Below are 15,952 nucleotides of genomic sequence, written 5' to 3'. Positions count from 1 at the left end.
TTATAATTTAGTTTAAAATAGATGCAAATGTCATTGATATGCCAGACAGTATTGCTTTTAATGAATTAGGCTTCGTCACCGGTACAGATGCCGGCGTACCTGTATTGCCTGAAGTATTAAAAGTAAAACTGTTTATGACCTCATTAGCTGCTAATTCTCCGGTAGCCGGAAAGTTGACCAATGCCCCAGCACCCTGGATCAAAACACCATTAACCCACAAATTGAATGTTTGCGGGGGTATGGTATACGTTTGCGTTCCCTTAACATATGCCCGGCTAATGGTATTGTTATTACAGTAAAGCTCTACTTTGTAAGTTCCTGTTTTATTAAACACATTATTTTTAATTGAGTTATATGTATAACTCGAATTGCGGTAAGATGCGGTAGCAAAATTTCCGGCATAAAAATCTAACCGCAAAGCCCCAAAAACGCCGGGAGTTTGGACTGAAGTCAACTGACTTCCGTTATTGAAGGTACTATTAACTGTTGTTCCTTTCCCAAAGGGGATAATCAGTTGTCCGTTTGTTAAAGGGGCATCAAGTTTCAATGTAAACGCTACTGTGGTTAACGGCGTCGCTTCTGTAACATTGTACCAACTCAATTTACCAGCTGATCCTGTAGATGCAGCCGTTATTTCAATCTTTGTGGTATCCTTATCTGTTAGCAGCATAAAGCTACCACCTGAGTTTCGGGGTAAAGATACACGGGCTATTCCATGAAAAGGATAAGGTAAAAATCCACCCGACGCTGTTTTCTGTGAAACGGAAACATTTTCTGCTGAGGCCGAGTTAAAGGATTCAGCACCATTGCCTGAACCTGTACCTAAATCGTATTTCCAGGTGATATAAGGCGTTTTCCAGCCTTTGGTTTCATGGATTTTATCATCGATGGCCTTTAGCAATGAGCTGTCACCAGTAGCATCCTGCAAGACCTGCCAGATCATTATCCCTCCACATTCACTAAGTGCCAATGCCGTTCTGTTCTTCGTATTTTCTGCATTGTGGTAGCTGATCACCAAGCCGTCCTCATTACGTTTAATGTAATCTTTACGCTCCGCACCGGGATACTGCTTCAACAAATCCCCGTATTTTATAGTTACAAAAGATTTTTCAGTATCATAGCGGGCATAAAAGGCAATACCGATGACAATTTTACTTGCAGGTAAGCTCCTTACGCCCTTCCAATAATCAATGTGCTGGCGGGCATATTCTATTGCAGCGTGCGACTGGATATTACGGCCATAAGACATAACATTTATAAAATCATACGCTTTCAAACAAGCATCTGTTATTTTAGTTCGCGTACCCCATGCTACCGCCCCGGTAATCAATTTACCTTTTGCTTTCAATAGTGCCGAGAGTTCCAGTACAAATGCCTCATAATTGGCATCAATGTTTTTCCCTTCTATATCCACATCAATACCATCAGCCTTAAATTGCGCTAACAGGGCCATCACTTTAGTAATAAATGCCGCTCGGTTTTCCGGCATTAACAATTTAGCATACTGACTCTGGTCGCTGCCCCCAGCCAACGAAAGCAGCACTTTAACTTTGTTTTTATGCGCTTTTGTCACAACTTCATTTACACCGGCACTTTGCCATTCCGGGAAATCTCCATTTTCATCGGGATTAAAAAATGCCAGGTTAAGGTGGGTAATTTTAGTAAAATCAAAAGCATTGATGTGCTTATGCAAATCCTTTGAAAAGTTCGGCAAATAGGCCACTACTTTAAATTGTGCCCTGGTGATGAAACCAAAGCTCATCAACAGGAAGATCAAAAATACTCGTTTCGTCATCATTGTTTCCCTTGTTTAATGGTATCGTCTATCACTTTTAACATAGAATTTTCGTCGAAACTGTCGTGCATCAATTGCCAGATCATTATACCACCAGCCTGGTTTAAAGCTAATTTTGTCTTTTCTTTGATGGTTGGCATTCCATTGTAATATAGGGTGCCGCCATTATCCGGCAAAACAATTTCGTCACTGTTTTTTGATTCAGGGAATTTTTTAACAATAGTTGCCCAAGACAGCTCCCTGTAGCCAGCATTTGCGGCAGGCACGGTACCAAAGCCGTAAGCGTAAAAGGGTACACCAATGATCACCTTTTCTTTCGGTAGCTTAACCCCTCGCTCTTTTGTCCAATAGTTTAAATGCTCAACGGCATATGACATTGGCGAATGTTGACCAGGATTTGCAGGACGCCATGGTCCTGTTTTATCATAAGCCATCACATTGATAAAGTCAAACTGCTCCAGCGCCTGATCCGAAATTTTGTTGCGGGTGTAATAAGCTAAAGCTGCCGTCAGCAACTTTTTCTTTTCTGCCAATGGCTTTCTCAACTCCACTACAAATTTTTCATAATTTTCATCGATGTCATCGCCCTCAATATCTACATCTACACCATCAAGTTTATATTTCTTTACGAAATTGATGAAATTCTTAACAACTTCTGCTCTCCTGTCGTCCTTCAGTAACTTTCCGTAATAAGCCTGCCGACTTCCTCCACCGCAAGACATCAACACTTTAACGTTGTGTTGATGCGCCAGCTTCACGACCATATCCAGCGCAGGCATGTCTGCAAAATTACCTGTGGTATCGGGATTAATAAAGGCAATATTTAAATGGGTTAATTTAGCAAGATCTATTTTTTCCAGATCTGCCAGCATACTCGTTTTAGGGCGGATATAACCCACCACCTTAAACTGAGCAATAACCTTCTTCTGGAGAAATACTAAACATAATGTGGTCAGGACTACAACTACTTTATAATTCATATCGGATTTATTTGACTGTGATCAATACTTCCCTAACCACCTTACTATCATTGTCTTTAGTGGTATTAGACGCCACGAAAGTTGCTTTATATACCCCCGGTGAGGTATATGTAGTTGAATATTCCGTTAGCTGCGGATCTACATATTGCTTAATCGGCACTCCGAAATCTAACCCTAAGTCTATTTTATCGGCCTGAAATGCTTTCGAAATACCCCATTCTTCATACTCTAAACGGTTATAAACCGAAGCTGCAGCCGGATAAGCGAACAACATGATAGAAGAAGATACCGTACTGTTGGTTACAGCCAATGGATTTTTCTTCACCTGTTTCCATCCCATACCTGTAAACGTAGCCAGGGCCTGCGTGGTTCCAAAGGTGGTAACCCCATTTAACACGCTCAATTGTGTCCGCCAGTTGCGGCTAGGCACGGTGCCCATCGGATAGGCAGGCGCGTAATACTTAAAAGCAATGTAATAAGGTTTTCCAGGTTTAGTAAAGCTTAAGATATTTTGAACGGTTGAGGCTGTCCATGCTGGCGAAGTGCCGGAGAAAACCCCAAATGGACCAAAAGTATATTTGGAGGTCACATCTGTCCAGGTTGCTTTGGTTACATTTTCATAATCATATACCCCGTTAAAATCAGTAGAGATCAATACAGTCACCACCACACCCGCCTCAGTTTGGGTATTGTGAGTTTGAAATGAAAAGTTCAGTTCTTTTAAAGAGTCAATTCTTTTTACGTCTTTATAACTGTATTCATTACCCACTTTTCCAGAGTAAAAAGAAATCTGGTTGGCATCACCGTTAAACTTAAACACAACCTTGTCATTCACTTTATAATTTGCGGAATCTGTCTTTACATCAAAAGACACCTCCGAAGCGGGAAACTTCTCACAAGAGATCGTTATCGCGGCTATAATCAATAGGAAAAAATATTTTTTCATCTTCTTTATATTTTTAGTATCCAGGATTTTGTGGTCTTAAACCTGTATTTAATGACATCTCTTTAGGAGAAAGCGGCCATAACAGATCCTTTGCAGAAACATTTGTAAAATAAGCAGCACCATTACGCTCATTGGCTGCATTAGGTGCAGGGATTCCAGGTGCATTAAGGCCGGCAAAATCTTTTGCCACACGGTCCATATTGCTCAAGTATTTACCCCAACGAATCAAATCACCTTTACGCAGGCTCTCAAAACACAATTCTCTTGACCGCTCTTCTTCTATCGTAATTTGAAAATTGTCTATCTGCGTAGATGTCAATAAATACGTACTTGTTCTTCTGGTACTGATTAAAGAAGTGGCCACAGCAGTAGTGGTTGGTGACCCGCCAACAAAAGTAACCGTAGGCGCCGTAGTATAACCTGTGCCTTCTGTCAATACCTTTACTCTGGTTACCACACCGGCCGCGCTAATGAAGGCCTTAGCAGTTGCACCTGTTCCTCCACCATCACTAATCACAACTGTTGGTGCAGTTTTATAACCCGTTCCAGCGGTGGTAACCTGAACCATCCTTACCGATTCATTCGGCAAGTCTTTTCCATAAGCCCTTCTTCTTACTTGATTCACTGCATCAATAGCGGCAGTTGTTGGCGTATTACCATTTACTTTATAATCCGCTTCTGCAAACATCAGCAAGACATCAGAATAGCGCAACAATGGAAAATTAATCGGCCCCCAGTTTGTGGTTTTCGGATTGACAAGTTCCAGTTCCCTGCGCCATTTACCGCTGGAACGCTGATAAATATTTGCAATTGGAATCGCGGTTTCAATAACCGGAGTACCCGCTGTAGTGTAAGGTGCTATCGACCAATCCCTGCGTTCATCTGCCGAAAGCAACGCGGTTGGATTATCAAACATATACCATAAGCGGGCAGTGGTATATACATAAGCATAACTATAGCCATAATTAGGATCAGTGCCACTGTATGCTATCCCGTTATTACTGCCTACCCTGCCAGTTTCCTGATAGGAATCTGTTGCATTTCCCTGAAATTCAATTTCCCAGATGGATTCATTGATGTCATATTTATCCTGGCAATAATTGATAAACACATTTTGATAAGAAGGATTCAGCGAATGCTGAAAACCATCTTCAGGATCAGGCTTCATTACTTTTAAGGCCCAGTCGCGCGCTTCCTGATATTTAGTCACATCATTAATGGGCTGGCCTGCCATGTGTAAACACACCCTGGCTAATATGCCACGCACGGCAGACTTATTTACCCTGCCACCAAATCCTACTTGTTTGGCTGTTTTAACCAAACCTTCCGCACGTTTCATATCTGCAAGAATTTGCTCGTAAACCTGTTTCGCTGGCACTCTTGGCGAATAGGTATCTGTAGCAGATTCCACAGGCGTTAAAATCAACGGCACATCGCCCCAATGTTTTACCAGCATAAAATAGTAGTAAGCTCTTAGAAAAAGGGCCTCACCTTCCACTGCATTTCTCGCTACAGAGTCCATCTGCGGTTTTTTGATGTTTTGCAACAGGTAATTGGCCCTGTTAATTCCGTCGTACCAAAAAGTCCAGTTATTGGCCACATTGATATCACTTGCCGAGGCTTTATTGATGGCTACACCTTCAACGGTAGAGGTGCGGCCAAAAAACGCCTCATCCGCATCAAGTGCCATGCGGCCAAGCATTTGGTCACCATAAGTCTGCGACCTCCCTATCCTGTCGTAAACACCCGCCAATGCAGACATCATCTGTTTTTCGGTATTATAAAAATTCTCAGGTACATTACTTGACAAAGGTTCAGTGTCCAGAAATTTTGTGCATGCACTCAGGAATAGGATCCCTGCTAATAGCATTAAAAAGTTTTTAGTCTTCATATTCATGATATAAACTATTTACAATGTTAACTTTAAGCCAAAAACCATTGTTCTGGCATTTGGATAGGCCGAATAATCAAATCCCGGTGTGAGTACCGAGTTCCTGGTAGACACCTCCGGATCATAGCCCGTGTACTTTGTCCAGGTTAGCAGGTTTTGAGCAGCTGCTGTAAAACCTAAATTTTTGATTTTAAACCTTGACAGGATTTTCGCCGGAATATCATAGCCAATACTTAGCGTTTTTAACCTTAAGTATGATCCGTCTTCAATAAGTTTACTGGAATATCTGCCTGCAGGCCCGAAGCCTGCTACCCTATAATTTTCATTAGTCGGGTTATCTGTTGTCCACCTGTTTTCGTAAGAGGCAAACTGGTTCAATAAATTCAATGAACTACCTTCAAATAAAACTTTATTTGCATTGATGATATCGTTACCGTACGACCACTGGAAGAAAACACCCAAATTAAATCCTTTGTAATTAAAAGTAGTTGAAAAACCACCGGTGTGGATTGGTGTTCCACGGCCTATAATGGTACGGTCATTATCATTAACTGTTCCATCACCATTCAGGTCTTTGTATTTAATATCTCCTGGTTGTACGGCTGTATTTCCATTGTTAGGAATACCAGTTTTCAATTTATAAACTCCTGGGGCAGTTTCATCAAAATCACTGTATTGATAATTTCCTTCCCAAATGAACCCCAAAAACTGACCGGCAGGCTGGCCGACTTCGGTAATGTAAAGTGGCGTGCTGGTATAAGCCTGATACCACTGTATGGTTTCTAAGCGGTTACTTTCACCTTCAGTAAGTGCTAAAACCTTGTTTTTGTTAAAGGTGATGTTGAAATTAGATTGCCAGGAGAAGTTCTTCGTCTTGATGTTTATTGTATTCAACGTTAACTCAACCCCCTCATTTCTAATCGCACCAATATTTTTATAAACAGTGGTAAAACCAGTATGGCTTGGCATTGCCGCATTCAACAGCAAGTCTTTAGTATCTTTTCTATACACATCAGCCACAAGCTCTATCCTGCCTTTAAACAAGGAAAGGTCATATCCAATATCTGTTTGGGCTGAAGTTTCCCATTTAAGATCACTGTTACCAAGTCTTGATACATAAGTACCTAATGTTGGCGACCCATTGTTCCATGAGTAAGAAGCATCTATAACCGTGTTTAATAAATTGAATGATGCATAGTCGTCAACCCGGTTGTTGCCAGTAAGGCCGTAACTTACCCTCAGTTTTGCATCACTGACAAAACTGAGGCTTTTCATAAAAGGCTCGCTGCTCATCCTCCATGCAAGGGCTCCCGAAGGAAAATAACCCCAGCGCTGACCTTCCGGAAACCTCGAAGAGCCATCTGCACGGAAAGTTGCCGTAAAAAGGTATTTAGATTTATAATTGTAATTAACCCTGCTCAAATACGATTCAAGAGTATATTCTGAAGCCGTAGCTACCGCACTAAATGGTGTACCCGCACTAAGCCCGTCCACACCTAAGGCAGGATTTCCAACATTAATGGAAGAAAATCCATCAGTCCTTACGCTTCCTTTCTGGGTAGAGAAACCTACCATAGCATCATAGCTATGGTCTTTATTGATGGTCTTTTTGTAAGTCAGGGTATTTTCATTAGACCATATATAATTGCTTCTATTGTCTTTACCACCCCATTGTCCTTTACTATTTTGTGGGTTATTGGGATTGCCCTGAGGAGTATTGGCATTATAAAAATATGACCTCACAGAATTACCAGTGCTTAAAGACACTGTGCTTTTCAAAGCTAGACCTTTAATGATATCATATTGTACAAAAGCATTGGTAGCTAAATTGTTGATGATACTTTTATTGTACTCGTTATTGGTAGCAAGAATTGGGTTTACCCTGTAATCATCTGTTCCGCTCACTTCCGAGTCGGTAAAGCTGTTTAAAAAATCATCTTCATTGAAGCTGATACTTCCTGTTACCGGCCTGTATCCCAAAACAGAAAACAATAAATAGCTGGAAACCGCGGCATTGTCCCTGCTTGTTGCACTGGCCTCACGACCGAAGAAACTTTGCGAACTATAATTAAGGTTGATCCCTCCTCTTATTTTCTTATTAATAGTTTGATCCAGCGATATCCTTCCCTGATACCTGCCATTGCCTGTATTGATGATCACCGCCTCATTGTCATAAACAGAGCCTGAGACCGAATATCGTGTTTGTCCGGTTCCCCCTCTAACGGCCAGGTTATGAATATTGGTTTTACCAGTTCTAAAAAACTCGTCCTGCCAATCTACACCGGCCACATTTGCATAATAGTCGAGTGTACGGTCATCAAGTGGATCTGCTGGATCACCTTGCAAATACCTTTCTCCAAATCCCCTTTCTATTTCATACTTTACAAATTCATAGGGTTTCATCATCTCCAATCGTTTCCTGAGATCCTGAAAACCTAATGAACCGTTATACGTAATGACCGGCTCTCCGATTTTTCCTTTCTTCGTTTCAACAATGATGACCCCGTTTGCACCTCTGGCACCATAAATGGCTATTGCCGATGCATCTTTCAATATATTAATGGACTCTATGTCATTCATATTTAAGGTTCCTGCATCAAAACTTTCGTTAGGGAAACCATCCACCACGTATAACGGCGCATTACTTTGCGTTAGTGAACCCGCTCCACGGATTACAATATTGAGGCCTTCTTTACCTGGCTGACCGCTGGAAGAAGAAACTTGTACACCGGCTACGCGACCCGCTAAGGCCTGCTCAAAAGACATCACAGGCGCTGTTTCAAGCTCTGCCATTTTTACCTGCCCTACAGATCCGGTTAAATCAGCTTTTTTTACTGCTCCATAACCAATAACTACAACATCATTCAACAATTTAGGATCATCTTTTAATGTCGCGTTGATCACCGTTTTTTTGCCAACCGCAATTTCTACAGCTTCAAAACCAACAGACGAAAACACAAGCACATCTGCATCTTTACATTTAATGCTGTAAACGCCATTTGTATTGGTCATTACGGCAACTGCACTATTTTTTACTTTTACGCTTACACCAGGCAAGGTCTGGTTACCTTGTTTGCTATTCACAACACCTGTTACGGTCTTTACTTGCTGTGCCATAGCAAAAGGAAGATGGGCATACGCAATAACATTGATTAGTATGTATGCCAAAAAGCATTTATTTAAGGTAAATTTTATCCTCATATTTTTATAAATTAATTAATCTTAAATCGGTTTGTTAAAACAGTTGCAGCATCACAATAGCCAGCAACAGGTTGGATTAACGGCAAAATGTAAACGTCCAGCATTATTAATAAATGCCGTAGCACACTTTACATATATACGTCGGCGTAAGAACGGGTACGTACACGAAAAAAGAAATTAATCAATCTATAGAAATCAACTAATTTTGATCGTAATTTTCGAGGATTCGAACTGAATTTGGGTGGTTCTGAAAATAGAATGGCGGTTTTCATAATTTTGGGTGGGTTTAGTGGTTCAGTTTAGTGCTTTATGAACAGTAATGAACGATTCATAAAGTACTAAAAGCTAAGGTAGTAAATTTTCGGGTACGTACACGATATATTTTAAACATAATATGTTTTATTTTAAAAAACAGCCCAAATAGCGTTAAAGGGCGATTAATTTTTGTAAAAACTGTAATTTTCTTTAGTAATAATATCAATCGGCATAAAATGGGTCTTACCAAGCAGCATGGAATGCACTAAATAGTTATACAAAGTAATAATTCCTTTATAACCTTGCTCTTTTGGCTTCTGACTGATTAAAAATTCGATAATTCCCTTTTTTAGATATTCGATATTTTCTTCCAAAAAATCGTAGCCAATCAGCTTAATGCCATTGGTATTTGATTCTTCTAAATACTGCGCCACAGATGACACTCTTGAATTGGTCACGAAGATGGCTTTTATGTTACGGCTGTTCAACACAGCAGCGAGCTCTCTTTTAACAGCAAGGTAACTGGTATCCCTGATGTCTAATTTTACCACCGGGTTCTTTTTTTCGTGTTTGATCAGGTAATCTCTAAATCCTTCCTCTTTTCTGAGTAAATGGTGGAGGTTATCTATTTCCCTGGAAATATTGACCACTAAAACTTCATCGGTTTCCGCCACCAGGTACCGGATCAAATCCGCCGCAACGCAACCACTTTGGTGCAATTCCGGTCCTATATAACAAAGGCTATTGTGGCCGGGTATATCTGAGTTGATGAACAAATAGGGTACATTTAATTTCTTGCATTCGTCTGCAAACACCCTTGATTCTTCCATAAACATGGGCGCCATCAACACTCCGTCGAGAGGCCTTTTAAGGATTTCCACCGTTTGGGCCATGAAGGACTGTTTGTCATTCTGATCAAAGAAATACTTGTCTATTGTAATACCATAGCGCTTAACTTCAGCCTCAGCTTCGTTGATCCCTTCCAGAGGTGCCTGCCAATAATTTGTTTCGGATGATACAGAAGGAATCAATACCGCGATATTAAGTGTCTTTTTTGAAGCCAGCCTCCTGGCTAAGATATTGGGTTGATAGTCGAGCTCCTGAATAATTTCCAGAATCCTTGCTTTAGTCTTCTCCGAAACCCCCGTGCGGTTGTTTAAAACGCGGTCAACAGTTCCGATAGACACATTGGCCCTCCTCGCTATCTCTTTAACACCTGTCAATTCTGGTTTATTGCTCTGCATTGTCTTGAAAGTATTTCATCAAAAACGTGTACGTAACCGAATATAGAGACAATTTTTGGATATCCAAAATAATCCCTTGATAAGCTGCTTTGTAAATTCAATGTACCTAGTTGGGAGCGTAAGTGTTATTTAATGGTATAATACTTGCAGCAGCACTGCAATCAACCGCCCCAAAAATAATGGCTAAAGAAATTAAAGCAATTAAGTGCCCGCAATGCTCAAGTACTGCAAAAACAGAAATTAAGCCTGAAATATACCGTTGCAACAATTGCCTGACTGAATACTTTTTGGATAACGATGACATCACCGTAAATTATAACCATAACCACAATACAAATGCCCAAAAACCTATCCTGGATCCAAAGCAGGCCAAAAACCTAATTACTGGTATTGTTGTGGTCGTAGTTGGAATTTTCCTGATCAATCTCCTGATCAATATATTTACACCTTCCAATAATAGTGGTGCAGTAATATCTGCGGTAGCTGAAGAACAAAAGGAAAAACCCATACCTTTTGTAGAGGAGGCCATAACGGCTTACACCTTTAGCAAACCATCCACCCAGGAACCTGTGGTGATGAATGTAATACATCGTGAGTACAAGGACTCTGCAGACTATCAAAAAACGGGAGTTTACCTCCAGTTCTATGATCCTGTAAACAAGAAGCTGATTAAGGAAGCGAAACTTGAAAATGAAATGTCGGGTACTAAGTTCAAATTCAGGACTTTTTCAGATGGCAATGTATATGTGATACTGAAGGATCAGCTGTACCGGTTAGACAAAGATGGCTTTAGATTACTGAATGCCGGGAAAAATTACTTCAGTACACAACCAAAATTTGAAGTCGGCATTGCGGGTGTCGATTTTGACTCGGACGACCGTGGTGATGCTTTGGTGGTATCTACCAACGACGGAAAAAAATATTACTACTATCCGTTGATTCAAAAAGTCTACAAAGCCACTACAGATGAACGGGCGCGGGCAGAATGGGGGTTTAAGAACTTACTTCCCACTGGCAGGAAAAAGATATACCACACCTTCAGTACGGAAAGTTCGGACTTCCCGGATGAGAAAATCCAGCTGCTAAAAGTAAGCTATCTGGATAACGGACCCGGCCCAAAGAAACTACCGGGCAGCATGTCATGGTTCAAGGACTACTTCGCCGCTGGCGGGAATGGTTTTTACACCAGCAACGACCCCTATGTGAAGTCATTGTTTGGCGTATATAATGAAGCTTCCTGCCGCATATTGGGGGCCAAAGACTTAACACCTGGCAGAAATTATTTCTTCCCAAAAATAGCCTACGAAGACGACACTACGCTGATCATCCAAATGAAAGGTGATGCCAGTGAAAATAGAAATTATAAACTCCAAAAACTCAACATCAAAAATGGGAAAATAGAGTGGACGGCCGACCTGCCCAGCTGTTGTATTACCGAACAGCTTGTGAAGCACAAAAACGGTTACATCGGTTCTTTAAAAAAAGATGAGTATACACTGTTTGACTTGAAAGGTGCCGTTGTTGGGCAATTTTCCCCTGTAACAGCATCGCACGCAGCTCCTCAATAGAAAATTGATAATTATTGTACGGGAATCTCAAACTGAAATGTAGAGCCTATACCCAGTTCACTTTCTGCCCAAATCTTTCCATTATGACGACGCACAATCTCCGCGCATAAATACAAGCCAATGCCAAAACCGGAAATATTTGTCATTTCCGGATTGTCCACCCGATAATAGCGATCGAAAAGCCTTTCCACATCTGTAGCACTGATGCCCATACCCTGATCTTTTACAGCGAGTGTAATTTTACCATCAGAAGAAAAACAGCTGACAACAATTGGCATCTGCGCTTTGGAATACTTTATGGCATTACTTAGTAAATTGGAAATCACAGAGCCAATTTTATCACGGTCGCCAATTACGCTTACTTCATTTCCAGGCATAAAAAAGATCTCCCTTTCTGAGGAAACCGAAAGGGCATCTTCAACCATTTCCGAAACCAATGTATTAAATTCAAAAGGCTGTCTGTTCAAATGAATTTTTCCAGATTCCAGTCTTGAAACGTTGAGAAAGCCATTGATCATATCGCTCATCCTTTTTACATAACCCGCTACTTTCTGCAAGGAGCGCTCAGCAAACTGGTCTTCAGTTTTCTTCGCATTTCGCTCCAAAAGCTGAACATAACCATGCAGACTGGTTAATGGTGTTTTTAATTCATGACTAACCATTCCAATGAAATCATCTTTACGAATGGCATCCTTTTTTGATTCTGTAATGTCTAAAATTGTTCCGATCACAGAAATGGGCTCCCCATTTTCATCTAACTCGATCTTGCCTGTCGTATTTATCCATTTGGGTTTGCCGCCATCCATGGGTATAATTTGGTAATCTTCATTAAAAACTGCTCTATTCCTGATAGCTGCTTCGATTACATCGAGTACCCGGCTTCTATGTTCCGGGATAATGGTATCTGCACTATTTAAGTAGGAGATTTCCAGGTCAAGGGGAATACCATGAATAGACCTGGCCCGCTTGGAGAGTTTGAGCGCTGCTGTTTTAAGGTCCCTTTGCCAGATCCCCATTCCTGAAGCGTCCATAGCCAGTTCAAGCGTATCTTTGGCTTTCTGAAGCTCAAAACGAGCATTTACTTGTTCAGTGATATCGGCCGCAACGCTGGTCATCCCGGTTATGCGGTTGTCTTCATCCAGTAAAGCCTCTATTGTGAGGTTAATATAACTGGTTTCGGATATACCATTCCTGTTTACCTGCACCGGAATTTCCGCAGAAACAAACCTTTCTCCCGTTTGATAAATTTTATCCATTATGGCCAAAAAGCCCTGTTCTTTCATCTCGGGAATAGCTTCTACGAGGCTTTTACCAATGGTTTGTTCTTCCGCCCTTCCCCAATATTGCAGCATCTTTTCATTTGCCATTTCAATAAAATGATCCGGACCGCGATACAATGCAATGGCAACGGGGGCTTCACTAAAAAATTTACGGAGTTGCTGTTCCGCATGACTTCGGGTGCTACTTATTTTTATTTGTGCTTTGATTTTAGTGAGCAGTTCTGCGGCTGAAAATGGCTTAACCAAATAATCATCTGCACCCGCTTCCAATCCGTCAATTCGTGCTTCCTCCCCTGCTCTTGCGGAAAGGAAAATAACAGGTAAACGGCTTTTACTACGCGAGCGGCGAATGTGCTGAATCATTTCTTTACCATCCATCACAGGCATCATTACATCGCTCAGAACTAAATCGGGATCGAAATCCTGGATCTTCTGAAGGGCATGAGACCCGTTTGTGGCCATATCAATTGTAAAATATGGACTCAACAGACGGCTCAGGTAAGCCCGCATATCGGAATTGTCATCTACAATCAAAACCTTTGTACTTTGGCCTATTACGGGTGAATGCTCAGCATAAAAGCCAGCCTCATCAGCCATCATTTTTACCTGCGTTCCTTCTTGACGGTCGCCCTCAAGAAAGGATGCGGCTTCCAGTAAAAAGGCATCTTTAAGTCCGGCCGAGCCGATCGGCTTGGCTTCAGAAAACACATGATCTGCAGGCAGGTGGACTTTACCTGTAGGAATTTTGACAGTGAAAGTACTTCCTTTTTCGATTGTACTCGACACCAAAATTTCTCCGCCATGAAGTTGGACAAGCTCATGAACCAGCGACAAGCCTATCCCGGTTCCCTCATGCGTTCTTCCGGCAGTATTTTCAACCCGGTGAAAGCGCTGAAACATAAAGGGCAACTCCTTCTCTGGAATGCCCACACCAGTATCGGAAACTTCTAAAACGGCCCATTGGTCCTGCTGTGCTAAGCTGACTTTTATTGTACCCTCAAGCGTGTACTTAAATGCATTGGAGAGCAAGTTAAGCACAATTTTTTCCCACATCTGAGGATCGGCATAAACTGGGGTGCAAAAAGGTTTTGTATTTACTTCTAAAGTCATTCCGGCAGTCTCAATAATTGACCGAAAGCTGCTGGCGAGGTCGGCGGTATATTCACAAAGATCTATCAGCTGGTATGCTGCTTTAGCACGACCAGCCTCTACCCGACTGTAATCTAACAGGTTATTTACTAACTTAAGTAACCGGAGTGCATTACGGTGCGTGGCTTCTACAGGTGCCTGGATTTCAGCATCCAGCTCTTTTTGTAAAAGATCTTCTAAAGGACCAAGCATCAATGTTAAGGGTGTACGGAACTCATGACTGACATTGCTAAAAAAGGCTGTTTTTGAACGGTCTATTTCTGCTAATGCTTCTGCACGCTTTTGCTCTTGCTCATAGGCATAAACGTTAGATATCGCGGTATTGAAAGTATTGCCCAGTAAATTATAGAAGCCGAAATAAGCTTCATCAAGCGCACGTCTGGAACTTACACCAGCTACAAGAAAACCAAAAGGCTCTTGCTGACCGGACAAATAGATTGCCTGTAAAACAGCGCTATGCGGAGCCTCCGGATATGGCTTGCAGGCGAAATCTCCAAAACGATCCGGCAAATCGTCTACCACCTGCAGCCCTGGACCTTCCATACATTTTGCCAATGGCCAGCGTACTGGGTTATCTACATTTAAGTCAACCTCTGGCTGAGCTAGCTGGACGGCTTCATCCAGGCCTGCTGAATTTACTAAAACCGCCTTATTTTCCGCAGCATGATATTTATATAACAGAAGAAAAGGCAAATCATTTACATAATCAGCATATTTTTCTGTAGTTTGATTTCCAATTTCTTCTATTGTTTTTGCTTTACCTATTGCCGCAGCGAGTTCCCGTAAGGAGAGCGTACGTCTGGCGCTAAGCATTTTATCCGTAGTTTCGGTTATCGGGTGAAAAATTCCGCCCACACCTCCTGACTCGTCACGAATGGGTGCAAAGGAGAATGTCATAAATGCTTCTTCCAGGTAACCATATCTGAACAAGAACATCTGCTGGTCGGTAATGTAGGTTCCTTCGCCTTGTTGTCCACGGGTAAATTTATCTCCCACTACTTCCAGGGCAGACTCCCAGCATATCCTGAAGTTTGCGCCCATCGATTCTGGATGCATTGCCCCGCATATTGGCCTGTAACTGTCATTATAGATCTGAATAGTTTCAGGTCCCCAGGCAATCAGGATTGGAAAAGTAGAGGATAAGCACAAACTGACAGAGGTACGTAAGCTCTGTGGCCAGGATGATATTGGACCAAGGGCAGTTTTAGACCAATCCATTGAGCGGATGAGCTTACCCATTTCTCCTCCACCAGAGAGGAACTGTTCTGTACTTTCAGTAGTCATAAATAGTGATTGCATTTCCTGTCGGCTTCAAATGAAATGACGAGACTAACAAATATATAGTAATTTTGCACCATCGCTTAGCATCCTCATAAAAAACTAATATCCTAGCGTTGCATAACTGGTTTCAGCTTACCTATAGGCTGCGTTCGTCTCGTCGTTATAATTGACGGGGAGTTTTCGGGGGGTTGATGGGGGGTTGACAGGGGGTCGATTTAGTATTTAAGCGAAATAACTATCTTAAATTTGCGGAAAAATAGCTTAGCAATTATAAGCTCATCCCGAACAGCGGTACTACAGATACTAAAAGGTGCAACCCCTTGCATGTGGTAAAAATTCCATTTAACTTTACAGGTAAGCGA

At 41.7% G+C, this 15,952-nt stretch carries 8 protein-coding genes; 1 reads left to right on the top strand and 7 read right to left on the bottom strand.

The window, feature by feature from the left end; genetic code table 11:
• Positions 1–7: 7 nt before the first annotated feature.
• The 6 genes from LPB86_RS04595 to LPB86_RS04570 form a co-directional block, all read right to left on the bottom strand.
• Positions 8–1,798: a glycosyl hydrolase family 18 protein gene (locus LPB86_RS04595; protein ID WP_230641418.1), complete on the bottom strand. Its 1,791-nt coding sequence runs from the start codon at positions 1,796–1,798 to the stop codon at positions 8–10.
• Entirely contained in the window at positions 1,795–2,775 is a 981-nt protein-coding gene (locus LPB86_RS04590) for a glycosyl hydrolase family 18 protein (protein ID WP_230641415.1), read from the bottom strand. The genes LPB86_RS04595 and LPB86_RS04590 overlap by 4 nt, the downstream gene beginning before the upstream one ends.
• A gap of 7 nt (positions 2,776–2,782) precedes the next feature.
• Positions 2,783–3,721 carry a DUF5017 domain-containing protein gene (locus tag LPB86_RS04585; protein ID WP_230641414.1) on the bottom strand — a complete coding sequence of 313 codons (939 nt, stop codon included), beginning with the start codon at positions 3,719–3,721 and terminating at the stop codon, positions 2,783–2,785.
• Positions 3,722–3,734: 13 nt separating this feature from the next.
• Positions 3,735–5,612, bottom strand: a complete 1,878-nt coding sequence (locus LPB86_RS04580) for a RagB/SusD family nutrient uptake outer membrane protein (protein ID WP_230641413.1) — start codon at positions 5,610–5,612, stop codon at positions 3,735–3,737.
• An 18-nt stretch (positions 5,613–5,630) separates the two neighbouring features.
• A complete protein-coding gene (locus LPB86_RS04575; RefSeq protein ID WP_230641412.1) occupies positions 5,631–8,780 on the bottom strand; it encodes a TonB-dependent receptor in 3,150 nt (1,049 codons plus the stop codon).
• Positions 8,781–9,250: 470 nt separating this feature from the next.
• Positions 9,251–10,312 carry a substrate-binding domain-containing protein gene (locus LPB86_RS04570; RefSeq protein ID WP_230641411.1) on the bottom strand — a complete coding sequence of 354 codons (1,062 nt, stop codon included), beginning with the start codon at positions 10,310–10,312 and terminating at the stop codon, positions 9,251–9,253.
• A gap of 179 nt (positions 10,313–10,491) precedes the next feature.
• Here LPB86_RS04570 and LPB86_RS04565 point away from each other — a divergent pair, with 179 nt between their 5' ends.
• Positions 10,492–11,880, top strand: a complete 1,389-nt coding sequence (locus tag LPB86_RS04565) for a hypothetical protein (RefSeq protein ID WP_230641410.1) — start codon at positions 10,492–10,494, stop codon at positions 11,878–11,880.
• An 11-nt stretch (positions 11,881–11,891) separates the two neighbouring features.
• Here the strand turns inward: LPB86_RS04565 and LPB86_RS04560 are convergent, their stop codons facing one another.
• Complete coding sequence (locus LPB86_RS04560) at positions 11,892–15,608, bottom strand: ATP-binding protein (protein ID WP_230641409.1); 3,717 nt, start codon at positions 15,606–15,608, stop codon at positions 11,892–11,894.
• Positions 15,609–15,952: the final 344 nt, after the last annotated feature.

The organism is Pedobacter sp. MC2016-14 (assembly GCF_020991475.1).
Classification (GTDB): Bacteria; Bacteroidota; Bacteroidia; order Sphingobacteriales; family Sphingobacteriaceae; genus Pedobacter.
This window is presented reverse-complemented; position numbering and strand designations above follow the sequence as displayed.

What these genes read in the sequence shown, in the direction of transcription:
- LPB86_RS04590 (WP_230641415.1), bottom strand. Translation starts at nt 2,775, where the DNA reads ATGAATTATAAAGTAGTTGTAGTCCTGACCACATTATGTTTAGTATTT.
- LPB86_RS04565 (WP_230641410.1), top strand. Translation starts at nt 10,492, where the DNA reads ATGGCTAAAGAAATTAAAGCAATTAAGTGCCCGCAATGCTCAAGTACT.
- LPB86_RS04560 (WP_230641409.1), bottom strand. Translation starts at nt 15,608, where the DNA reads ATGCAATCACTATTTATGACTACTGAAAGTACAGAACAGTTCCTCTCT.
- LPB86_RS04585 (WP_230641414.1), bottom strand. Translation starts at nt 3,721, where the DNA reads ATGAAAAAATATTTTTTCCTATTGATTATAGCCGCGATAACGATCTCT.
- LPB86_RS04595 (WP_230641418.1), bottom strand. Translation starts at nt 1,798, where the DNA reads ATGATGACGAAACGAGTATTTTTGATCTTCCTGTTGATGAGCTTTGGT.
- LPB86_RS04580 (WP_230641413.1), bottom strand. Translation starts at nt 5,612, where the DNA reads ATGAAGACTAAAAACTTTTTAATGCTATTAGCAGGGATCCTATTCCTG.
- LPB86_RS04570 (WP_230641411.1), bottom strand. Translation starts at nt 10,312, where the DNA reads ATGCAGAGCAATAAACCAGAATTGACAGGTGTTAAAGAGATAGCGAGG.